The sequence below is a fragment of the Herminiimonas sp. Marseille-P9896 genome (assembly GCF_903993245.1).
Classification (GTDB): Bacteria; Pseudomonadota; Gammaproteobacteria; order Burkholderiales; family Burkholderiaceae_D; genus Oxalicibacterium; species Oxalicibacterium contaminans.
Map to the genome: position 1 here is coordinate 735,630 of NZ_CAJEVT010000003.1, position 22,598 is coordinate 758,227.

The following is a 22,598-nucleotide window of genomic DNA, read 5'->3' on the forward strand; positions in this document are numbered from 1 at the left end:
AATGTAGTGGTGGTGAGCTAATTGCACGATCATGGTACCGATTCGAGGTTCAGCTAAAGCGGGGAATAGCATGGATTTTTGTCTTCTTATCGTTTGATCGAAGCATACGGTCGCTCCGTATGATCGACGCTATAGAAATCCATGATTAGTGCAGGGTAGCCATTCCTTGAACGCATACTTCGGAGAACGGAATGATGGGAAAACTTGATGACATGATGCGCTTTCAGGAGACCGCGCTGAGTTTGCGCGGTCAGCGTCAGCAAATACTGGCGTCCAATATAGCGAATGCGGATACGCCCAACTTCAAGGCGCGTGACGTTGATTTTAACAAGGCCCTGCAAGGTGCGCTAGCACGCAGCAAGACCAGTGCTGCCGCGCCGAGCGAAATGGCCAAGACTTCCAGCGCACATCTGTCTTCCAAGGTCTTGCCGACTTTGGGCGGCGCGCCTTTGTTATACGCCAATACGGCACAGGGCAATATCGACGGCAATACCGTGGATATGGATGTGCAACGCAATCAGTTTACCGATAACGCCTTGCGTTACGAAGTCGGCCTGACCCTGGTCTCTTCGAAGATCAAGGGCATGTTCACCGCTATCCAGGGGCAATAATCATGTCGCTATTTAATATATTCAATGTCTCCGGTTCGGCGATGAGCGCACAAGCTCAGCGCCTCAACGTCGTCTCCAGCAATATCGCGAATGCTGAAAGTACCACCAGCGCCGATGGCAAGACCTATCGCGCCAAACAAGTGGAATTTCAGGCGCAGCAAATGAAGGGCGGTGCGACTTCGACTGGTGTACGTGTCAATCGCGTGGTGGAAGATACGTCGCCACTGAAGATGGTGTTCGATCCCAAGCATCCGAACGCAGATGAAACCGGCCACGTCGCCATGCCTAACGTGAATGTGGTGGAGGAAATGGTGAATATGATTTCCGCTTCGCGTTCCTACCAAACCAACGTCGAAACCATGAACACGGCCAAGACCATGCTACTCAAAACACTGACGATCGGTCAGTAAAACAATCAGGATTAATCATGACCACAGTCAATAGCAATGCCACCGTCCTGCCACAGGCTTTACTGGACCAGATGAATGGTTCCGGCGCGGCCAAGAAGAGCACTGCAGAAGAAGCGCAGGATCGTTTCCTGACCCTGCTCGTGACCCAGATGAAGAACCAGGATCCTTTGAATCCACTGGATAACGCGCAAGTCACCAGTCAGCTGGCACAGTTGTCGACCGTCACCGGTATCGACAAACTGAACGGCACACTGGAATCGATGATGGGCAGCTATCAGTCGAATCAGGCATTGCAGGCTGCGAACATGATAGGTCACGGTGTATTGGCGCCGGGCTCCGAGATCGGCCTGGCCGAAGGCAAAGGCTTGATGGGCGTTGAATTTCCGCAGGATGTGGACACCGCGCAAATCCTGGTCAAGGACTCTTCCGGCAACGTCATCCAGACCATCGAACTTGGTCCGCAAAAATCTGGCACCGTGCCTCTGTTGTGGGACGGTACCAAGGCTGACGGTGCCAAGGCAGCGGATGGCACATACAAGTTTGAAGTGACATCCAGCCTGGCTGGCAAGGCCGTCACATCGAATCCATTGCAATTCGGCATAGTGACCACGGTTTCCACTTCTGCCAGCGGCATACAGATCAACGTTCCAGGCCTGGGTGGATTGACCCTCGCAGACATCCGTCAAATTCTTTAATACAGCGGCACATCAACCAGGAGAAAGAGCATGAGTTTCCAACAAGGTTTGAGCGGATTGAATGCCGCAAGCAAAAGTCTCGAAACCATCGGCAACAACGTTGCCAATGCGAATACAGTCGGTTTCAAACAATCGCAAATGCAGTTTTCGGATATCTACGCCAGCACATTGTCTGGTTCCGGCGCAGCACAAATCGGTATCGGTACCCAGATCGCGCGCGTCGCGCAACTGTTCAGCCAGGGCAATATCACCGCTTCCAACAATCCGCTGGATATGGCGATCAATGGTGACGGTTTCTTCCGCATGAGCAGCGGCGGCACGATTACTTATGCCCGTAACGGCCAGTTCGAATTGACCAAGGAAGGCTATATCGAGAATGCTGCCGGTGGACGCCTGACTGGTTACATGGCGGATGCGAATGGCGTGGTTGCGATCGGCGCACCGACTGAAATTATCATCAACAAGGCTGACCTCGCGCCTAAGGCAACCACCAAATACGAACTCAAGCTGACACTGGATTCGCGTAAAGATCCATTGGTCGCGAATAACTTCAATCCGGATGATCCGACCACCTTCAGCGATTCGACCTCGGTACCTGTCTATGACAGCCTGGGTAACTCGCACGTGCTGCGTACTTTCTATGTCAAAACAGCGGGTGGTCAATGGAGCGTATTCGCTACCAATGACGGCGTGCCTATCGGTTACACCCTGCCTACCAGTGCAACCAACCCACCAGTACCTCTGGGCACGATGCAATTCGGTACCGGTGGTGTATTGACCGGCACCACACCTTCGCCGCTGGTAGCTGCAATGGCAGTCACGACAGGTGCGGTGACACCTTTCAATATCTCTATCGATCACGCAGGCACCCAGCAGTTTGCACAAGCTTTTGGTGTGGCGCGTCAGCTGCCGGATGGTTATAAGGCAGGTACCCTGACTGGTTTTGACGTTGCCAACGACGGTTCTATCGTCGGCCGTTACAGCAATGGCCAGGTGAATGTGCTGGGCCAGGTCATCCTGTCGCGTTTTGCCAATCCTAACGGCTTGCAAAACATCGGCGACAACCAATGGGTGGAAACCGCTGAATCTGGCGTGCCACTGACCAGTACGCCGGGTAGCAGCGGGCTCGGTGCAGTGCAGTCGGCACGTGTCGAGGAATCGAACGTCGACCTGACAGCCGAGCTGGTCAACATGATCACTGCGCAACGTTACTACCAGGCGAATGCGCAAACCATCAAAACGCAAGATCAGATCATGCAGACACTGGTGAACCTGCGTTAATGCATGAAGCAAGTCATGACCGCCTGGCTGTTTAGCGACAGCCGGGCGTAGTCACAGGAGGAATGAAATGGATAGGCTGATATACACCGCAATGTCGGGCGCCAAGCAGATCATGGAGCAGCAATCCACGACTGCACATAATCTGGCGAACGTCTCGACCACGGGTTTTCGTGCCCAGCTCGATACGTTCAGGGCGATCCCTGTCGTCAGCAACGGCTTGCCGACACGCACCTTTGTGGTGGATTCGACCATAGGTACCGATTTCCGTGCCGGTCCGATCCAGCAAACCGGACGCACACTGGATCTGGCAGTGCAGGGCCCCGGCTGGCTCGCGGTGGAACGCGCCGATGGTACCGAAGGCTACACCCGCAGCGGCAGCCTGAAGATCAATGAAAACGGCGTATTGCAAACCGAAGGTGGTTTGAATGTGCTGTCTGACGGTGGCCCGATCACGATTCCGCCTAACGTCAGAATTTCGTTCGCCAAGGATGGCACGATTTCATCGGTAGATTCTGGCAACGTGCCAGGCGCAACCATAGAAATCGCACGCCTGAAGCTGGTCAATCCTGAGATAGGCAATCTGGAGCGTAGTAGTGACGGCATGTTTGTCACCAAAGATCGCTTGCCAGCGGATGTTGATGCCAACGTGGGCGTGATCAGCGGTGCGGTTGAAGGCAGTAATGTCAACGTGGTGGATGCGATGGTGAATATGATCAGCCTTGCACGCCAGTTCGAATTAAACATGAAGTTGCTGAAGGATGCGGATAGTAACGCTGCTAAAGCCGATCAATTCCTCGCTTTGAGTTAATGCAGGTACAGGCACAATGAAGGTGGCGATATATGCCATGCGTTTGCCAAAATATTGGAGAAAAGAATGATACGTTCACTATTTATTGCTAAAACAGGTCTGGATGCGCAACAAACGCAGATGGACGTCATTTCCAATAACTTGGCCAACGTCAGCACCAGCGGCTTCAAGCGTTCACGTGCGGTTTTTGAAGATCTGCTGTATCAAAACATCCGCCAGCCGGGTGCTGCTTCGTCGCAGCAGACGCAATTGCCATCTGGCTTGCAGATCGGTACTGGTGTGCGTCCGGTCGCAACCGAGCGTATCCACAGTCAGGGCAATCTGCAACTGACCAGCAACAGCAAGGATATGGCTATCCTCGGTGATGGCTTCTTCCAGGTGATGATGCCGGACGGTACCACTGCTTACACCCGTGACGGTTCGTTCCAGACGGACAATCAGGGGCAGATGGTTACCTCCAGCGGTTTTCCTATCCAGCCAGCAATTGTGATCCCGGCCAATGCGACGGCGATCTCGATCAGCCGTGACGGTATCGTCAGCGTGACTGTTCCTGGTACCACCGGCCAAACCGAAGTCGGTTCCTTGCAACTGGCGACCTTCATCAATCCGGCCGGTCTGGAAAGCAAGGGCGAGAACCTGTATGTGGAAACCACCGCATCGGGCAATCCGACCACCAATAATCCAGGTACCAACGGCGCCGGTTACGTCAAACAAAACTATGTTGAAACCTCGAACGTGAACGTGGTCGAAGAGATGGTCAATATGATCCAGACCCAGCGCGCTTACGAAATCAACAGCAAGGCGATTACGACTTCGGATCAAATGCTGCAACGCCTGACACAGTTGTAAACAGCAGTGATAAGCCGCAGTGGTAAGAGTAAAGGAATGATGATGAAGATGACGATGTCTAAGCTCAAGCTGTCAGCGCTGGTGATGTTTGCCACACTATTGGCAGGTTGCGGTGGCATGCCGGAAACCGTGGTGCAGACACCATTGACCGCGCGGCCACAGGCGGCAAGTGCGGTGACGCCACCTATGAATGGCGCGATTTTTCAAACTGCATCGTATCGCCCGATGTTTGAAGACCGTCGCGCACGCCTGATAGGCGACACCATCACCATTACCATCAACGAGCGTAGCTCGGCGGGTAAACAGGCTGGCAGCTCTGGCAGCAAGACTGGCTCGGTGGTCGCAGCAGCACCGAATATTTTTGGCATATTCGGAAATACCACGGATAGGTTCAGTGCGAGCGCTTCAAGTGCTTCCAAGTACGAAGACAAGGGTGTGATTACTTCGGGTAACAACTTCGTGAGTACGCTGACAGTGACTGTCATCGATGTACTTTCGAACGGCAACCTGGTCGTCGCCGGTGAGAAGCAAGTCGCGCTCGATAAAGGTGGTGAGTTCATTCGTTTCTCTGGCGTCGTCGATCCGGCCACAGTTGAGAAGGGCAATATCGTTTCCTCGACCCGCGTCGCAGATGCGCGGATTGAATATCGTACCAACGCTCGTATAGATGCAGCCGAAGTGATGTCCATGCTGGCGCGTTTCTTCCTGAGCGTCATGCCTCTTTAATCTTGAGGCTGATAGGAATTTCCATGCATACCGTTTCTCTACCATCGTTTAAAAAATCACTGCGCGTCATCGCGTGTTCAGTTTGCCTGTTGCTGCCATTTGCAGCGCATGCAGAGCGCCTGAAAGACCTGGCTACCGTGCAAGGCGTCCGGCAAAACCAATTGATCGGCTATGGTCTGGTTGTTGGCCTGGACGGCAGCGGCGATCAAACTACACAAACACCATTCACCATCCAAAGTATCGTTAGCATGATGCAGCAGATGGGTGTCAACCTGCCGCAAGGCGTGAACATGCAATTGAAGAACGTCGCTGCGGTGATGGTGACGACTTCGCTGCCTGCCTTTGCGCAACCTGGCCAGACGCTGGACATCACTGTTTCTTCCATGGGTAATGCGAAGAGCTTGCGCGGCGGTACCTTGTTGATGACACCACTGAAAGGTGCGGATGGACAGATCTACGGTATGGCGCAGGGTAACGTCGTGGTCGGCGGTGCCGGTGCTGCAGCGAATGGCAGCAAAGCGCAGATCAATCACTTGGGCGTAGGGCGTATCTCGGCTGGTGCAACAGTGGAGCGTGCGGTGCCGAGCAGCCTGGGGCAGGGCGACCAAATTTTCCTCGAGTTAAAAGACAGTGATTTCTCTACTGCCAGCCGGGTAGTGGATGCCGTCAACAAACGTTTCGGTCCTGATACCGCAGCAGCACAGGATGGCCGCGTGATCCGTGTGCGCGCACCGATGAGCAACGATGAGCGCGTGAGCTTCCTCGGTGCATTGGAAAGCATTAGCGTGACGCCAGCTCAAGTCAGCGCCAAGGTGATCCTGAATGCACGTACCGGCTCGGTCGTCATGAACCAGGCCGTGACACTGGATACCTGTGCGGTATCGCACGGCAACCTGTCGGTAGTGATTAATACCCAGCCAGTCATCAGCCAGCCTGCACCGTTCTCCGGTGGTCAGACCGTGGTGGCGCAGCAGTCGCAAATCGAAATCAACAAAGATCCGGGCAAGGTCATCTTGCTGAAAAATTCCGCTTCATTGGCAGACGTGGTTAAAGCCCTGAACTCGATAGGCGCAACACCGCAAGACTTGCTGGCCATCCTGCAAGCGATGAAAGCGTCGGGCTCTTTGCGCGCAGAATTGGAAATTATCTAAGCTGAATATGATTACGCCTGCAGACAATTCGAATACCGCCCTGGCGATAGATTCCAAAGGACTGGAATCGCTCAAGCAATCTGCGCGGCAGAATTCGCCTGACTCGCTGAAGGCGGCGGCCACGCAGTTTGAAGCACTCTTCGTGAATATGATCATGAAGAGCATGCGTGAAGCAACGCCGCAGGATGGGCTGTTCGACAACCAGCAAACCAAGATGTACACCTCCATGCTGGATCAGCAACTGAGCCAGAACATGGCCAGCCGTGGCATAGGCCTGGCTGACGTGCTGATACGCCAGCTCTCCAGCACGCAGATGGCAACGGCGGTCACGCCGGATGGTGCTGATGCGACGAAAGCAGTATCGGACACGAGTGATCTGCGTGCTGAAATCCTGCGCAATATGGCGGAACGTAATGCACTCGCGCACCAGCGTTCGAGTGAAGCCCATGCCATGCAGGCACGTGGCGGTGTGAATAACACCACCACCGCGGCCAGTGCTGTCAGCAAACCAGCTCACGTACAAGCCTTCCAGGACAAAGTCGCCGCGCATGCGGAAGAGGCCAGCCGTACCACCGGCATCCCGGCCAAATTCATGTTGGGGCAGGCGGCATTGGAGAGTGGCTGGGGCAAGCGTGTGATACGTACCGCCGATGGTGGCAGCAGCCACAACCTGTTTGGCATCAAGGCTGGTGCCAACTGGAAAGGCAAAACAGTAGACGCGGTGACAACTGAATACGTGGACGGTGTTGCGCAGAAGCGGGTCGAGAAATTCCGCGCCTATGATAGCTATGCGGATTCCTTCCGCGATTACGCGCAACTGATGCGCAACAATCCGCGTTACGAAAAAGTGCTGGCCAATGCCAGTGACGTCAAGGGCTTCGCCCAGGGCTTACAGCGCGCCGGGTATGCGACTGACCCGAATTACGCGACCAAACTGACCAACATCATCAATCGCAACTTGTCGGCCTGATTACATTTGTTTGCATGAAACGCAAGATTTGGGGCTGATAGTCTGATCTTCCGGCTCAAGTTTTCCATCAACGTGCCGTACACACCAACATAGAGTTAGAAAAGCCAAATTATGTCCAGTTTATTCAGCATTGCTCAATCCGGACTAGCTGCAGCACAAGCAGGTATCGCTACCACCGGACACAATATCGCCAATCAGGCGACTCCCGGTTATAGCCGCCAGGTTGTGGTCCAGTCGTCGCTGGGCGGGCAAAACCTGGATGGCGGCGGTTACATCGGTAGTGGTACCAATGTGGAAACCGTCAAGCGCATCTTTAATGACTTCCTCGCTGCGCAAATCGTCGGTGCGCAATCGAGCAAAAGCCAGCTGGACACGTATTACAACCAGATCAGCAAGGTCAACAATATGCTGGCCGATTCTTCGGTTGGTCTGTCTCCTGCGATACAGGACTTCTTCAAGGGCGTGCAGGATCTGGTCGCCAACCCAGGCTCGGCGTCGTCGCGTCAAGCCATGTTGTCGGGCGCAGAAGCGCTGGCTTCGCGCTTCCAGAGCATGGATGCGCAGCTGACCAGCATGCGCAACGGTGTGAATAACGAAATTGCCGGTGCGGTAACCAATATCAATGCCTATGCCAAGCAGATCGCACAACTGAATGATGCGATCACGAAAGCGCAAAACGGTACCGGACAACCGCCGAATGATTTGCTTGATCAGCGCGATTTGCTGGTTTCAGAACTCGCCAAACAAACCAAAGTATCGGTGGTGCAGCAGGGCGATGGCTATAACGTCTTTATCGGTAATGGTCAGCCATTGGTCGTCAGTAATCTCAGTTATGAACTGATGACGCTGTCCTCGCCGACCGACCCGGGACGTCTGGGTGTTGGTTATAAGACCGCGACCGGCACTATCATCAGCATGCCGGAAAACTCACTGGTCGGCGGCAATCTGGGGGGCTTGTTTGAGTACCGCAACAAGACGCTGGATCCGATCCAGAATTCCCTTGGCCGCATTGCGCTTGGCCTGGCGGCAACCTTCAATGCACAACACCGTCTTGGTCAAGACCAGAACGGCAATCTTGGTGGCGACTTCTTCAACCTGGCATCACCGGTCGTCAATCCGAGCGACAACAATACCGGTAATGCAAGTGTTGCTGCCAGCATCAGTAATGTGGATGCGCTCACGACCAGCGATTATCGCCTGACCTATGACGGTACCAACTACACGGTGACCCGCATGTCGGACAATGTGTCGATGTATTCGAACACGACATTCCCGGCGGGTGCCATCGATGGTGTGAATTTCTCTATGCCTAGCGGCACCATGGCGTCCGGTGATGAGTTTGTCATCAAACCGACTATCAATGGTGCATCTGGTCTCAGCGTGCTGATCAAGGATGTGAAAAACATCGCTGCCGCGACCCCGATCCGCACCGACGCACCGGGTACCAATACCGGTACTGGTGCCATCAGCGCGGGCAACATCAATTCCAGCTTCACTGGTGCGACAGTGGCGTCGCCAGTCACGCTGACTTTTGATTCCGCAACCGGAACCCTGAGCGGTTTCCCGGCAGGTATGCCAGTGACCGTGACCACCAATGGTGTCACGACCACATTCCCGGCAGGTACGCCGGTGACTTATACCGCTGGCTCCGTCATTGCGTTCGGCGGTGCTGAAGTCAAGATTAGCGGTACGCCTGCCAATGGCGACAAATTTACCATCAGCGCCAACACCAATGGGGATGGTGACAACCGTAATATGCTGGCCCTGGGCGAACTGCAAACCAAGAATGTCCTGCTCGGCGGCACAGCCAGCTACAACGGCGCTTACAGCCAGCTGGTGAGCCTGGTCGGTAATAAAACCCGTGAGCTGCAAACCAATAGCGCAGCCGAAGGTACTCTGCTCAAGCAGCTGCAAACCGCACAGCAATCCGATTCAGGCGTCAACCTTGACGAGGAAGCGACGAATCTGTTGCGTTATCAACAGGCTTACCAGGCATCCGGCAAAGTGATGCAGACCATCAGCGATATGTTCAAGGTGTTGATTTCTCTGGGTGTATAAGGATTAAAGATCATGCGCATTAGCACCAATACGATATTTGAAATGGGTTCGGGCAAGATTAGCGATCTGCAAACCGCTATGTTCAAGACCCAGCAGCAAATTTCTACCGGTATGCGCATTTTGTCGCCAGCCGATGACCCGGTCGCGGCCGCATCGGCTTTGGGTGTAAACCAGGCGATATCGATCAATGCACAGTTTGCGACCAATCGGGCGAACGCGAAGAGTGCATTGTCGGAAGAAGAAAGTGTGCTGCAAAGTGTGACCACCATGCTGCAATCGATCAAAACTTCGATCGTGGCAGCCGGTAATTCGTCGCTGGATGATTCGCAGCGCCAGGCTTTTGTCACGCAATTGCGTAATAACTTCGAAGAATTGATGGGCCTGGCCAATACCCGTGGCGCGACTGGCGACTATATCTTCGGCGGTTATCAGGTGTCATCCAAGCCATTTACGGAAACCGCGACTGGCGCGGCGTATAACGGCGACCAGGGCCAGCGCATGCTGCAAGTGGGTGCTGCGCGCCAATTGTCGTCCAGCGATTCGGGCGCGGCAGTGTTTGAAGGCGGTGTGACCGGCAACGGACGTTTTGCCACTTCTGCCAGCACCGCCAATACCGGTAACGGTATTATCAGTACCGGTTCGGTCAAGGATCTGACGCAGCTGACGGGTGCCAAGTATGACATTACCTTCTCGATCGACGCTGCTGGCGCGACCACTTATCTGGTGACCCAGACCCCGCCGCCAGCGACACCGGCGACACCGCAGCCTTATGTCAGTGGACAGGCGATTACTTTCGACGGCATGACTTTCGACATCAAAGGTGTGCCTGCCAATGGCGATACCTTCAGCATAGAGCCGAGCAAGAGTCAGAGTATCTTCACGACCATCACGGATTTGCTGAATGTGCTGTCGACTTCGACCACCGGTGACGGCGGCAAGACCCGTCTGACCAATGGTTTGAACACTGCGAATACGAATATCGATAATGCCTTGAACAATATCTCCCTGGTCCGCACAACCATAGGTACGCGTTTGCAGGAAATCGAAAACCTCGACAACGTCGGCTCCAGTCTCAGCCTGCAATACACGGCGACGCTGAAACAATTGCAGGAAATCGATCCGGTCGAGGCTTATTCGCGCTTCACACAGCAACAATTCACTTTGGACGCTGCGCAAAAAACCTTTATCAAGATTGCCGGTTTGTCTCTGTTCAATATGTTGAACTGATTACTGCCACGCTTAATAAAAAAGGCTTGCCGATCAGGGCAAGCCTTTTTTGTTTTTGCGGTAGCGATATTTCTTTAGCTCAGGGGTGTCATTGCCATCGTAATCCGCCCCATTGCATCTATGCCTTCCTGTATCAGGTTGATGATGGGATTCATCAGGTAGGGCAGGACGATGCCTATCATGATGAAGCCGACGCCGATGGTAATCGGGAAACCGATACCGAAGATGTTCAGCTGTGGCGCCGCGCGAGTCAGGATACCCAGGGCGATATTGGTAATCAGCAAAGCAGCAACCACCGGTAGCGAAAGCTGGACCCCGGCGCTGAAAATACGACCACCCCATTTCACTACTTCCAGCATGCCGCCAGCCGATACGAAGCTGCTGCTGATGGGCAGCATGTCAAAAGTCTGTGCCAGCGTCGACAGCACCACCAGATGCAGATTGGTCGCCAGGTAAATCATCAGGGTCAGCAAGGCCAGGAACTGGCTGATAGCGGACGAGCGTGCACGTGTCTGTGGATCAAAGAAGCTGGCAAAGCCCAGACCCATGGTCATGCCGATGATCTCACCCGCCATCTCAACGCCTGCAAAAGTGATGCGCATGGCGAAGCCTATCGCCAGGCCGATGATGAGCTGCTGTGCCAGGATCAGGAAGCCGGGGAGTGACAGTGGATCGAGTGAGGGTATCGCAGGCACGGTCGGCGAAATGATCAGCGCCAGCATGATGCCGAGGCCGATTTTCACACGTGCCGGTACGCTGACATTGCCGAACAGCGGCGCTACCGAGATCATGCCTATGATGCGCGTGAGCGGCCACAGGAAGGCAGCGATCCAGGTATTGAGTTCAGCGCTGGTAATGGAAATCATGCGGGGACAGCAGTGCCGGAATACGGCACTAGCTGACGTAGAGCGGTATGTTGGTAAACATCTCGCGCATGTAATCGAGCAAGACCGTCAGCATCCACGGTCCGGCGATGACGAGCGCTACAAAGATACCGATCAGCTTCGGGATGAAGGAGAGGGTGGTTTCATTGATCTGCGTCGCTGCCTGGAAAATACTGACGATCAGGCCGATGCCGAGGGCAACCAGCAACATCGGCGCGGCCACCATCAAGGTCACTTCGATCGCGTGACGGCCCATGGTCATGACGGTTTCTGGTGTCATAGCGTCCTCAGTAGAAACTTTGTGCGAGCGAGCCGATCAGCAATTGCCAGCCATCGACCAGAACGAAGAGCATCAGCTTGAACGGCAGCGCCACAATCGCCGGTGACACCATCATCATACCCATCGACATCAGGACGCTGGCGACCACCATGTCGATAATGAGGAAGGGAATGAAGATGGCAAAGCTGATCTGGAATGCCGTCTTCAGTTCGCTGGTCACGAAAGCAGGAACCAGTACGCGCAGTGGAATATCTTCCGGCCCTTGCAGCTCGGGTCCCTTCGACAGCTTGACGTAGAGCGCCAGGTCGGATTCGCGGGTCTGCTTGACCATAAATGTCTTCAACGGTGCGACCGCTTTCTCCAGCGCTTCCTGCATCTGTATCTTGTTTTGCGAGAAAGGCTGATAAGCGTCGACGTAAATTTTGTCGATTACCGGACTCATGACGAACAAGGTCAGGAACAGGGACAAGCCGATGATGACCTGGTTCGGTGGTGAGCTCTGGGTGCCGAGGGCCTGACGCAGCAGCGACAGCACGATGATGATGCGGGTAAAGCTGGTCATCATCAGCAAGACGGCTGGCAGGAAGGAAAGGCCGGTCAACAGCAGCAGTGTTTGCAGGCTGAGCGAATAGGTCTGGCCACCGCCTGGTGCAGGTGAGCTGGTAAATGCTGGCAAGCCAGCCTGTTGCGCCATCGCTGCCATAGGCAGGGCGAGCAGTACCAGCGGCAGAGCGCGACGCAGCAGTGGGGAAATATTATTGGCCATTGCGTTTTTCTATGGTTTGCGCGAGCCAGGTCGAGAAATTACCGGAAGACGGTGCTTCGGGTGTCAGAGTGGTTTCCTGCTTTTGCATGGTAGCGAGCGCATTAACGCGGCCGGGCGCAACGCCGACGACTATCCATTGATCAGCGATTTCAACCACGACCACGCGTTCACGTGTGCCGACGCTGGCAGCACCGACGACTTTGATGCTGGTATTGCTGATGCCCTTGGCGGTGTTGAAGCGGCGCAAGAGCCAGGCTGCGCCCGCCATCAGGGCCAATACGACTATCAGGCCGAGCAATACCTGGAACAGATTACCTGCAGTTGACGGAACGGCAGTGCCGGCTGCGGTTTCAGCATAAGCACTGGCCGTGAACAAAGACGATGCAAGCAAAGACGACGCTGATAAGCCCGTCGTCAGGAAGGCAGGACGGGAACAAATCATCGGTTCAGTTTTCGGATACGTTCCGCAGGGGTGATGATATCGGTCAGGCGGATACCAAACTTATCGTTGACGACCACGACTTCACCTTGTGCGATCAGGCAGCCGTTGACCAGCACGTCCATAGGCTCACCAGCCAGGCCGTCGAGTTCGACGACGGAACCTTGTGCCAGTTGCAGCAGGTTCTTGATCGCGATCTTGGTGCGGCCGAGTTCTACCGTCAGCTGTACCGGGATGTCGAGGATGAAATCGATATCGTTGTGCGTACCTGTTTTCAGGTCACCACCAGCAAAGTCTTTGAATACGGTTGCCGATGCAGGTTTGGCGTCAAGGGCAGCAGCTTCGCTCTGCTCTTGTTCCGCCATCGCTGCACCCCAATCGTCTTCTACTGCGGTTTGCGGTTCGTTTTCATCAGCCATGATCTTCTCCTTGCGTTGTATCACTTGCGCTGTAGATCAGTTTTTCCACGCGCAATGCGTATTGTCCATTCAGTTTTCCGTACGAGCATTCCATCACTGGCACGCTGTCGACTTCGGCGGTAATTGTTTCCGGCACGGCGATAGGGATGATGTCGCCTTTTTGCATATTCAGGATGTCGCCCAGTGTGACTTTGGCCGAACCCATGTTCGCCAGGATTTCTACTTCGGCGGTCTGGATCTGCTGTGTCATCAGGCGTATCCAGCGTTTATCCATTTCCAGTGTTTCACCCTGCATGCTGCTGGTGAGCAGGTCGCGGATAGGTTCTATCATCGCGTACGGTGTGCAGAAGTGCATGTCGCCACTGACCGGGCCGAGCTCGATCGTGAAGGTGGTCGCAACCACGACTTCGTTCGGCGTCGCGATATTGGCAAACTGGGTATTCATTTCTGAACGGATGTATTCGAATTCGACCGGATACACCGGTTCCCACGATTTGGCGTAGGTTTCAAAAATGATGCCGAGTATGCGCTGGATGATGCGTTGTTCGGTTTGCGTAAAGTCGCGGCCTTCAACCCGGGTATGGAAGCGGCCATCGCCGCCGAACAGGTTGTCGACCAGCAGGAATACCAGATTCGGATCGAGCACGATCAGACCGGTACCGCGCAGCGGCTTCATGTGGATCAGGTTGAGATTGGTCGGCACCACCAGGTTGCGGATGAATTCGCTGTACTTGGAAACACGGACCGGACCGATAGATACTTCAGCACTGCGATGCAGGAAGTTGAACAGACCTATGCGCAGCAGGCGCGAGAAACGTTCATTGATAATTTCCAGCGTAGGCATCCGGCCACGGACGATACGCTCCTGGGTCGCCAGATTGTACGGGCGCACGCCCGCTGAGTCTTCCGGCTTGCCGGTCTCATCCTGATCGCCGTTGACGCCTTTTAGTAGCGCATCAACTTCTTCTTGTGAGAGGAAATTATCAGCCATGGTCTTATTGCACGACGAATGAAGTAAACAAAACGTTGGTAACGTTCACGGTAGGGCCTTGAGGCGTGAATGGCTGCCTGAAGACAGCGATGATTTCTTCGGATAATTTGTTTTTGCCATCGACGGTCAGGATTTCCGACGCTTTTTTGCCGGACAACAAAAGCAGCAGGCGGCTACGCACATGCGGCATGTATAACTTGATCAAATCCAATTGCGCCTGATTCGATACTTGCAGCGTGAAACTGGTTTGCAGGAATTGTTCGCCATTCTCAGGTTGCAGATTGACCGTGAAAGCCTCCATCGGCAGGAACACCGGTGGTTTGCTCAGATCGACTGCATCAGCCGCTTTGGGTGCGTGCGTTTCCGCTTTTTGCCCGAGAAAATACCAGGCAGCCGCGCCCCCGCCACCACCGAGCACGAGCAATGCGGCCAGGATGATGATCAATAAGCGGGACTTCTTCGGTTTATCCGCTGTGTCTGCGGCTGCTTTAGCGCCTTTTGCTGCTGTTGCCATCTGTTTTCCTCAAGTACGACATGAGTTTTTTAAAGTCACATGCCATTATTAAAAAAAAACGACACACAGGATGCATTGAAAAGAGAGGGGAACACGACGCATATCGACGTATTCGCCTTTTCCGGGCCTGGGTCGATTCTTCTTGCTTGCCCCGGTTTGGTACTGCACTACCGAAGCAAGGCTGCAGTCGCTATTAAACCATTATTAATTGCGGCAAACACCCGTGACAGACGAAAACTGTACGAATTTTTCAGATGATCCTGCTGACGTTGCAGTTCGGCGACTGCGCTGATGGCCGGCTGTGCTTATTTCGAGGGGGAGAAGGGGATGCGTGCCGCGCCCCTTCGCGCTCAGTGATCAGGCAAAGGTGTCGACCAGGCCATTGCCGCTGGCTGGGGTCGGGACATGACTGACGTGGACTGCTGAGTCGGCGATATCAATTTGATTCGACTGGCGTGCGCCGCTGCTTTGACGTTGTTCGCCAAAGCCGCCTTGCTGGTTAGGTGTGCCGGCGCTGACGTTGGATTGGCCCAGCTGGATGCCCGCATCATTAAGCATCTCGCGCAGGCGCGGCATCGCAGCTTCCAGCGCATGGCGTACTTCAGGCTGGTGCGCGGTGAAGTTGGCGGTGGCCTGGTTGTTATTGACGTGTACCGTGACCTGCATAGGACCGAGGTCGGGCGGATTCAGTGTCAGGGTGGCGCTTTGTTGCGCGCCTTGCACCATCCACAAGACTTTCTGGCCGATCGCCTGATCCCAGCCGGGATTGCCGACTTGCGGCGCGATCTTGTTGGACTGCGGGCCTTGTGCATCGTTTAACTGCTGCAGAGCGGCTGCGGTGACAGCCGCAACGTTTTGCGGATTGCTGACGGTGGCAGGCTCCAGTGCCTTGGCACCTTGGGCGATGGCAGTGGCGATGTCGATTTCAGTTTTAGTCGTCGGAGTGGCTGTGGCAGCAGCAGGTGTGTTCTTGGCATCTGCACCGCCTTTGGTGGCCTTATCCAGCGCCGCGACAAAGTCGGATTTCTTGCCGACTGCTTCTTTTTCGCTATCGGCAGCAGCGGTCAGCAGGTTGCCATTTAATTTGGTATCGACGGCGGTATCCAGTTCAGCGTCGCCTTGGCCCGAAACGCCGATTTCGGCGTCGGCGCTGGCCGCGGGTGCGGTGGTCGCGACTGCGGCGGTATTGGCTTGCGTCAGCGCCGCGACAAAGGCCAGCAATTCTGCCGATACGGTGACTGGTTCGCTATCGCTGTCTTCGGTTTTGGCTTCCGGTGCGGCGACTTTGCCATCTTCTGTCGGTTTGGCCGCTTCAGCAGTCGGGCCAGTTTCGGTTTTGGTTTTGTCGCCCTGATTGGCAGGCGTATCCTTGCCCGGATTCTTGCTGGCTTCGCTGGCGTTATTGGTGGTATTGCCGCGGTTAGACATTTCACGTGACAACACTTGATTGAAAGAGCCAGCATCGGCGTTGGGTGCGCTATCCGGTTTGCTGCCGGGTACCGGTGCCTGCAATACTGCGAGAGGGCTGTTGACTGCTGTAGTGTTCATCGTTGTGCGTCCGTCTAGATCGTTTATCGTTTGTAGAGCAGGGCTCTTGCCGCGTGTTCGTCAGTTTGCTTCTGGTCGCGTTTATTCTCTTGCAACTGCCTGGTTTTCTCCGCGCGATTGGCCAGGGTGCCGTAGGACATGCGTTTGCGTTCGCTGGCTTGCCAGGCTGAACGTTCCCGCTCTACACGCAGGTGGGCATCGCGTACTACCAATTGTTGACTGCTGATAGCTTGTTCCAGTTTGCCGAGGAAGAGCTGGTAATTCTGGTAGCCGAGCGCGCTTAAGCCGGTGCTCAGGTTTTGCTGGAAGCGGGCCGCGTAGTCATCGCGGTATTGCACCAGCAGGGCCAGTTTTTGCTCGCTTTCTTCGGCGGTTTTCATGCATTTACCCAGGCGTTTGGCGGCCTCGTCAGTTTCCTTGGTCGCCAGTTCGATCAATGTGTCTAATGCAGTAGATGTAGCCATCGTGACTAATTATATTTTTTGAAGGGGAGCGGCAATCAGTCGAATAGCGAGGCAAGTTGCCCCAAGCTCTCGTTTATGCCGCACCGTTCGGTAATATCCTGTTGTAAAAATGACTCTATTTTCGAGTTCAGGGCGATCGCCTCATCCAGCACAGGGTCGGAACCTGCACTATAAGCGCCCACGCTGATCAAGTCACGATTGCGTTGGTAGCGCGAAGTCAGCTGTTTCAGCTTGCGTGTCTGCTTCTGGTGCTCAGGCGTGGTGATGTTATGCATCGCACGGCTGATCGATTGTTCGATATCGATCGCAGGATAGTGACCGGCTTCAGCCAGCGAGCGGTTCAGCACGATATGGCCGTCCAGGATGGCGCGGGCGGAGTCGGCAATCGGATCCTGTTGATCGTCACCCTCGGTCAGCACGGTATAAAAGGCAGTAATCGAGCCGCCGCCTTCTTTACCATTACCGGCGCGTTCGACCAATGCTGGCAATTTGGCAAAAACCGATGGCGGATAACCTTTGGTTGCTGGTGGCTCACCGATGGCCAGCGCAATTTCACGTTGCGCCATTGCGTAACGGGTCAGCGAATCCATAATCAGCAAGACATCCTTGCCTTCATCTCGGAAGTGTTCGGCGATCGCGGTGGCGTAAGCGGCACCTTGCAGACGCATGAGCGGCGGTGTGTCAGCCGGGGCGGCGACCACGACCGAACGGGCCAGACCTTCCGCGCCCAGGATTTGTTCGATGAATTCCTTGACCTCACGACCCCGTTCGCCGATCAGACCAACCACGATCACATCGGCGGTGGTGTAGCGCGCCATCATGCCGAGCAAGACGCTCTTGCCGACGCCGGAACCTGCGAACAGCCCCATGCGCTGGCCACGACCAACGGTCAGCATGCTGTTGATGGCACGCACACCGACGTCCAGTACATCGGTAATCGGAGCACGTGACAATGGATTGGCAGCGCGTACGTTCAGCGGCGCAGCATGAGCCGCATTGAGTGGTCCGAGATTGTCGAGCGGGCGACCAGCGCCATCGAGTACCCGACCCAATAGCTCTATGCCGACCGGCAGGTGACGACCGCGGTCGCTAGGACGACGGCGCGGGTGGGTAACGGCACCGGGACGCGGTAGCGATTGCACGACTTCGACCGGATACACGCGGGTGCCAGGGATGATGCCTTCGACATCGCTTTGTGGCATCAGGAATAAACGGTCATTTTCAAAGCCGACGACTTCAGCTTCGATGCGTGCACCGTTCGCCAGCGGCACGGTACAGGCGCTGCCGACCGCGAGTTTGAGTCCGACTGCTTCCATGACCAGGCCAGCGACACGCGTAATGCGGCCGGATACCTGCATCGGTTCGGCGATGTCCAGCAACATCCGGCAATCGCGCAGATAGGCTTGCCAGCGGCCGCTGTTAGGATGGTCGGTCAGCATCAGATCAGCCAGTCAGATTCTTTGCCGAGGGCCGCGGCGATGCGTTGCCAGCGGGTGGTGGTGGTGGCGTCGATCTGGTTGGTGACGGTTTCGACACGGCAGCTGCCTCTATCCATATGCGGATCTTCGACTACACGCCAGGCAGCACTGCTCAGTTCATCGCCGAGGTGGGTGGCGATGATGGCGGCGTCATCCGGATGCAAATGCAGCATCGCAGGTTGTTGCAGCGTAGGCAGGTAGTGGATGGCTTCGCGTACCAGTGGAATGATGAGTTCCGGGCGCACGTTGAGCGCGGTTTTCAGCATTGCTTTGGCGAGGTCGAGTGCCAGGTCCAGCATATCGCTGGCGATCAGTTCGTTGGCTTGTGCAACTTCGGTGCCGAAGGTATCGGCGATATCCAGCAAGGTTTGCTTTTCCTGCTCGGCTTGCGCGCGGCCTTCGGCCAGACCGGCAGCACGACCTTCCTCCATGCCAGCGGCATAGCCTTCGGCATGCGCTTCCGTACGCGCGTTTTCGATTTGCTCGGCCATGGCTGCAATGTTTGCAGTGTGGGCGGCAGCGGCTGCATTCGCGGCTGCCAGTTCGGCGGCATGGTCTTTGACCGGTTCGACTTTGGCGCTGGGTTTTACTTCGTTGAACGAAGTCATTTCCCAACGTTGATAAGCGGACTGGCGCTCTTTCGGGATGACGTTAGACATAAGCATCTTCCGCTTTGCCGCCCAATGTCAGCTGACCTTCATCTGCCAGGCGGCGGATGATTTGCAGAATTTCTTTTTGATTGGTTTCGACTTCGGACAGACGCACCGGACCTTTGGATTCCAGATCTTCGCGCATCATTTCACCGGCACGTTGCGACATATTCTTGAAGAATTTTTCGCGTAGTTCTGGGGTTGCACCTTTGAGTGCAATGATCAGCGACTCGGACTGAACTTCGCGTAACAACAACTGGATGCCACGATCTTCGATATCCATGATGTTGTCGAAGACAAACATCTCGTCCATGATTTTTTGTGCCATGTCGTTGTCATAGCTTTTCAGATTCGCCATGACCGAGATTTCATTTTCACCGCTGAAGAAGTTGAGTATCTCCGCGGCAGCACGTACGCCGCCCATCGGTTTTTTCTTCAGGTTTTCATTACCAGTCAGCAGCTTGGTCAATACTTCATTGAGTTCGCGCAGGGCGGCTGGCTGCACGCCATCCAGTGTCGCGATACGCAATACCACGTCGTTGCGCAGGCGCTCGGTAAAGCGTTCCAGTACTTCGCATGCCTGGTCACGTTCAAGGTGAACCAGGATGGTTGCAATGATTTGCGGATGTTCGTTACGCACCAGATCGGCGACTGATTGGCCATCCATCCATTTCAGGCTTTCAATACCGCTGGCATCGCGCGCACCGAGGATGCGGTTAAGCAGGGAAGCGGCTTTGTCGTCGCCCAGCGCCTTGGTCAGTACGTCGCGGATGTAGTCATCGGAGTCCAGGCCGAGCGAGGTGTTCTTCTCGGTTTCAGCACGGAACTCACTGAGGACGGCAACCAGTTCTTCGCTCTGGATGGCTTTCATCGTGGACATGGCTGCGCCCAGTTTTTGCACTTCGCGCGGACCCAGGTACTTCATCACTTCGGCTGCTTCGTCAGCACCGAGTGCGAGCATCAGGATGGCACCTTTATGTACGCCGTTATCAATCATTTCCCACCCACGATTTCACAATGTTAGCGACGACTTTAGGATCTTTTCTTGCCAGCTCTTTGGCAGCTTCCAGATTCTGTTGATACGTATTCTGTATGCCCATCGGTTTGCCATCTTCTTCCAGATGCATTTTCTCTACTGCTGCAGCGGTTTCATCTTCCAGCGACAGCGGTTCTGGCGGCGGTGGGTTCAGTTTGTTGAGCATAGGCTTCAACATTTTGCGATAGAGCATGAAGAGGATGATGCCGAGCGCCAGGTACTTGGCTGCCTGGATCGCCATCTCAATCACTTCGGGACGTTCCCACAGTGGTGGCTGCACGATTTCATCTTTTTCCACGCCGGCGAAAGGACTATTCACGACGTTCAGCGTATCGCCCCTATCTTTGTTGTAACCCATCGCTTCCTTGACGAGGTCACTGATCTGGTTTTTCTCTGTTTCGCTCAGAGGGACGATGGTGACTTTGCCGTCTTTCGCTACCACACGTTTGTAGTTGACGACGACCGCGACCGACAGGCGTTTCAAACCACCCATAGGTTGTTGTACGTAGCGGATCGTTTTATCCACTTCGAAGTTGGTAGTCGTGTCTTTTTGTGTCGGCTGCGCATTCGCTGCGGCACTGGCAGCGGCTGCTGCTGCAGCGGCAGGTGTGCCCGGTGCCGGTGGATTGGTCGCAGTCGATGGTGTGCCGTCCGCTGCCAGTGGTGGCGCTGTTAACGGTGCAGTCGCATTCGGTGCAGGCTGGTTGGTCAATGCGCCTGGTACACCTGACGCGCCATTGCCGTTACCGCGCGATTCGCTGGTTTGCAGGCTGCGTACGGTAGCGCTGTTAGGCACCTGATTTGGTTTGTAGATTTCTGCCGCTTGTTCGCTGGTAGAGAAGTCCACATCAGCCGTTGCTTCCGCACGGATATTATTAGCACCGACGATAGGGGTGATGATGGATTCAATACGTTTGGTGATGCTTTGCTGCAGTTCCTGTACATATTTCAGTTGTGACGGATCCAGCGTATTGGAACCGGCAGGTTTGTTGGTTTCTGACAGCAGGTTGCCGGATTGATCAACGATGGTGACGTTTTTCGGCGACAGCTCAGGCACGCTGCTGGCGACCAGATGGACGATGGCGCTGACTTGCTGTTGATCGAGCGCGCGACCCTGACGCAGGTTGAGCAAAACGGAAGCGGTTGGTTTTTGCTGGTCACGTACGAAGACCGATGCTTTTGGCATCGCCAGATGGACACGTGCGGCCTGCACTGCGCCTACTGATTGAATCGAGCGCGCCAGTTCGCCTTCGAGTGCACGCTGGAAGTTGACCTGTTCGAGGAATTGGGAAACGCCGAGCTTTTGGTTTTCCATCAGCTCGAAGCCGACGCCGCCGCCTTTAGGCAAGCCTTCAGCCGCCAGTTTCAAACGGATTTCGTGGACTTTATCGGCCGGAACCAAGATGGCACCGCCGCCTTCAGCGAATTTGTAAGGAACGTTGGATGCCTGCAGTGACGACATGATGGCGCCGCCGTCGCGATCTGAAAAATTGGAGAAAAGCACCTTGTATTCCGGCTTTTGGCTCCACAGCACCAGTGCGATCATGACGGCGATTACGGCTGCGCTACCCAACATCAGCAATACCTTGCGTCCGTTCGGCGACTTCGCCATATCCATGAAGGAGTTTTGCATATTAGGGGTGGCGTTTGCCTCGGCCGGAACGCCAGGTGGCAGACCGCCTTCGCCTGCTACGACTACTGCCATGATTGTGCTCCTGCGTGGCTATCGTCAAATCGGATTGGTGTATTCATCGCTGTTCTCGCTATTCAAGCTTTTTTCCGTAGCTTGAATTGTCGGGCTTGCGGGGAATTTCAATCTTTGGAATAGAGCAATATTTCTATGGCTTATCAGCCCGATCCAAATCAGGGTGCGTGATAACTTGTCGAGGTAGTTTGAACACCCTTGTGGGCAACAGATCAAGATCAGCTTAGGCAATTATAGTGCTTGCAAGCAACAAGATGGAGAGAATGATGAAAGTCGGTGGAATTGATTCAAGCGCGATAGACGCGATGGTGGCACAGCTCAGAGCCGCCGCAGCGCGCTCCCAGCCTGCGGTGAATCCGCTGGGCGGGATGGCGCAACCGGAAAAGACGGCGACCCGCGCCGACTTTTCACAGGCCCTGAAAGCGTCGCTCGATAATGTGGCCAGTGCGCAGAGCACCGCCAATCAGATGGGCGAGAAATTTTCGATGGGGGATGACAGCGTCAATCTGTCAGATGTAATGATTTCGATGCAAAAGGCGAGTATTTCATTCCAGGCAACGGTGCAAGTACGCAACAAGCTGGTATCGGCCTATCAGGAAATGATGAATATGCAGGTGTAAGCAAGAAACAAATAAGAA

General features: G+C 54.9%; 25 protein-coding genes. 12 read left to right on the forward strand and 13 right to left on the reverse strand.

The window, feature by feature from the left end; genetic code table 11:
- Nucleotides 1-191: 191 nt before the first annotated feature.
- The 11 genes from flgB (at nucleotide 192) to flgL (ending at nucleotide 10,786) form a co-directional block, all read left to right on the forward strand.
- Nucleotides 192-611, forward strand: coding sequence for a flagellar basal body rod protein FlgB (gene flgB, locus H7U06_RS13660; RefSeq protein WP_175626668.1), 420 nt, complete (start codon nucleotides 192-194; stop codon nucleotides 609-611).
- A gap of 2 nt (nucleotides 612-613) precedes the next feature.
- Nucleotides 614-1,021: a flagellar basal body rod protein FlgC gene (gene flgC / locus H7U06_RS13665; protein ID WP_124575058.1), complete on the forward strand. Its 408-nt coding sequence runs from the start codon at nucleotides 614-616 to the stop codon at nucleotides 1,019-1,021.
- Between the two features lie 17 nt (nucleotides 1,022-1,038).
- Nucleotides 1,039-1,716, forward strand: coding sequence for a flagellar hook assembly protein FlgD (locus H7U06_RS13670; RefSeq protein ID WP_175626669.1), 678 nt, complete (start codon nucleotides 1,039-1,041; stop codon nucleotides 1,714-1,716).
- A 30-nt stretch (nucleotides 1,717-1,746) separates the two neighbouring features.
- Nucleotides 1,747-2,997, forward strand: coding sequence for a flagellar hook protein FlgE (flgE, locus tag H7U06_RS13675; protein WP_175626670.1), 1,251 nt, complete (start codon nucleotides 1,747-1,749; stop codon nucleotides 2,995-2,997).
- 67 nt (nucleotides 2,998-3,064) lie between these two features.
- Nucleotides 3,065-3,805 (forward strand): flagellar basal-body rod protein FlgF, encoded by a 741-nt coding sequence (flgF, locus tag H7U06_RS13680; protein WP_175626671.1) that lies wholly within the window; start codon nucleotides 3,065-3,067, stop codon nucleotides 3,803-3,805.
- 66 nt (nucleotides 3,806-3,871) lie between these two features.
- Nucleotides 3,872-4,654 (forward strand): flagellar basal-body rod protein FlgG, encoded by a 783-nt coding sequence (gene flgG / locus H7U06_RS13685; RefSeq protein WP_175626672.1) that lies wholly within the window; start codon nucleotides 3,872-3,874, stop codon nucleotides 4,652-4,654.
- 54 nt (nucleotides 4,655-4,708) lie between these two features.
- Complete coding sequence (locus H7U06_RS13690; protein ID WP_175626673.1) at nucleotides 4,709-5,380, forward strand: flagellar basal body L-ring protein FlgH; 672 nt, start codon at nucleotides 4,709-4,711, stop codon at nucleotides 5,378-5,380.
- Nucleotides 5,381-5,403: 23 nt separating this feature from the next.
- The gene (locus H7U06_RS13695) at nucleotides 5,404-6,531 is read left to right on the forward strand and encodes a flagellar basal body P-ring protein FlgI (protein ID WP_175626674.1); all 1,128 of its coding nucleotides are present in this window, start codon (nucleotides 5,404-5,406) and stop codon (nucleotides 6,529-6,531) included.
- Nucleotides 6,532-6,538: 7 nt separating this feature from the next.
- A complete protein-coding gene (gene flgJ / locus H7U06_RS13700; protein WP_175626675.1) occupies nucleotides 6,539-7,501 on the forward strand; it encodes a flagellar assembly peptidoglycan hydrolase FlgJ in 963 nt (320 codons plus the stop codon).
- A gap of 111 nt (nucleotides 7,502-7,612) precedes the next feature.
- On the forward strand, nucleotides 7,613-9,559 hold the full coding sequence (gene flgK, locus H7U06_RS13705; protein ID WP_175626676.1) for a flagellar hook-associated protein FlgK: 1,947 nt from the start codon (nucleotides 7,613-7,615) through the stop codon (nucleotides 9,557-9,559).
- Nucleotides 9,560-9,571: 12 nt separating this feature from the next.
- On the forward strand, nucleotides 9,572-10,786 hold the full coding sequence (gene flgL, locus H7U06_RS13710; RefSeq protein ID WP_175626677.1) for a flagellar hook-associated protein FlgL: 1,215 nt from the start codon (nucleotides 9,572-9,574) through the stop codon (nucleotides 10,784-10,786).
- Nucleotides 10,787-10,860: 74 nt separating this feature from the next.
- Here the strand turns inward: flgL and fliR are convergent, their stop codons facing one another.
- The 13 genes from fliR to fliF form a co-directional block, all read right to left on the reverse strand.
- Nucleotides 10,861-11,652 carry a flagellar biosynthetic protein FliR gene (gene fliR, locus H7U06_RS13715; RefSeq protein ID WP_175626678.1) on the reverse strand — a complete coding sequence of 264 codons (792 nt, stop codon included), beginning with the start codon at nucleotides 11,650-11,652 and terminating at the stop codon, nucleotides 10,861-10,863.
- Between the two features lie 28 nt (nucleotides 11,653-11,680).
- Entirely contained in the window at nucleotides 11,681-11,950 is a 270-nt protein-coding gene (fliQ, locus tag H7U06_RS13720) for a flagellar biosynthesis protein FliQ (RefSeq protein WP_124575048.1), read from the reverse strand.
- A gap of 7 nt (nucleotides 11,951-11,957) precedes the next feature.
- A complete protein-coding gene (gene fliP / locus H7U06_RS13725) occupies nucleotides 11,958-12,716 on the reverse strand; it encodes a flagellar type III secretion system pore protein FliP (protein ID WP_175626679.1) in 759 nt (252 codons plus the stop codon).
- Nucleotides 12,706-13,158, reverse strand: a complete 453-nt coding sequence (fliO, locus tag H7U06_RS13730; RefSeq protein WP_230089408.1) for a flagellar biosynthetic protein FliO — start codon at nucleotides 13,156-13,158, stop codon at nucleotides 12,706-12,708. Before fliO ends, fliP begins: the two co-directional genes overlap by 11 nt.
- Nucleotides 13,155-13,574 carry a flagellar motor switch protein FliN gene (fliN, locus tag H7U06_RS13735; RefSeq protein ID WP_175626680.1) on the reverse strand — a complete coding sequence of 140 codons (420 nt, stop codon included), beginning with the start codon at nucleotides 13,572-13,574 and terminating at the stop codon, nucleotides 13,155-13,157. Before fliN ends, fliO begins: the two co-directional genes overlap by 4 nt.
- Nucleotides 13,567-14,565, reverse strand: a complete 999-nt coding sequence (gene fliM / locus H7U06_RS13740; RefSeq protein ID WP_124575044.1) for a flagellar motor switch protein FliM — start codon at nucleotides 14,563-14,565, stop codon at nucleotides 13,567-13,569. The genes fliN and fliM overlap by 8 nt, the downstream gene beginning before the upstream one ends.
- A 4-nt stretch (nucleotides 14,566-14,569) precedes the next feature.
- Nucleotides 14,570-15,079 (reverse strand): flagellar basal body-associated protein FliL, encoded by a 510-nt coding sequence (gene fliL, locus H7U06_RS13745; RefSeq protein WP_175626681.1) that lies wholly within the window; start codon nucleotides 15,077-15,079, stop codon nucleotides 14,570-14,572.
- Between the two features lie 357 nt (nucleotides 15,080-15,436).
- The gene (locus H7U06_RS13750; RefSeq protein WP_175626682.1) at nucleotides 15,437-16,627 is read right to left on the reverse strand and encodes a flagellar hook-length control protein FliK; all 1,191 of its coding nucleotides are present in this window, start codon (nucleotides 16,625-16,627) and stop codon (nucleotides 15,437-15,439) included.
- A gap of 23 nt (nucleotides 16,628-16,650) precedes the next feature.
- Nucleotides 16,651-17,091: a flagellar export protein FliJ gene (fliJ, locus tag H7U06_RS13755; protein ID WP_175626683.1), complete on the reverse strand. Its 441-nt coding sequence runs from the start codon at nucleotides 17,089-17,091 to the stop codon at nucleotides 16,651-16,653.
- Between the two features lie 35 nt (nucleotides 17,092-17,126).
- Nucleotides 17,127-18,530 (reverse strand): flagellar protein export ATPase FliI, encoded by a 1,404-nt coding sequence (fliI, locus tag H7U06_RS13760; protein ID WP_175626684.1) that lies wholly within the window; start codon nucleotides 18,528-18,530, stop codon nucleotides 17,127-17,129.
- The gene (gene fliH / locus H7U06_RS13765) at nucleotides 18,530-19,228 is read right to left on the reverse strand and encodes a flagellar assembly protein FliH (RefSeq protein WP_175626685.1); all 699 of its coding nucleotides are present in this window, start codon (nucleotides 19,226-19,228) and stop codon (nucleotides 18,530-18,532) included. The genes fliI and fliH overlap by 1 nt, the downstream gene beginning before the upstream one ends.
- A complete protein-coding gene (fliG, locus tag H7U06_RS13770) occupies nucleotides 19,221-20,216 on the reverse strand; it encodes a flagellar motor switch protein FliG (RefSeq protein ID WP_175626686.1) in 996 nt (331 codons plus the stop codon). Before fliG ends, fliH begins: the two co-directional genes overlap by 8 nt.
- On the reverse strand, nucleotides 20,209-21,960 hold the full coding sequence (gene fliF / locus H7U06_RS13775; RefSeq protein WP_175626687.1) for a flagellar basal-body MS-ring/collar protein FliF: 1,752 nt from the start codon (nucleotides 21,958-21,960) through the stop codon (nucleotides 20,209-20,211). Before fliF ends, fliG begins: the two co-directional genes overlap by 8 nt.
- A gap of 266 nt (nucleotides 21,961-22,226) precedes the next feature.
- Between fliF and fliE the strand changes: the two genes are divergently transcribed.
- Nucleotides 22,227-22,580: a flagellar hook-basal body complex protein FliE gene (gene fliE, locus H7U06_RS13780; RefSeq protein WP_175626869.1), complete on the forward strand. Its 354-nt coding sequence runs from the start codon at nucleotides 22,227-22,229 to the stop codon at nucleotides 22,578-22,580.
- Nucleotides 22,581-22,598 lie beyond the last annotated feature (18 nt).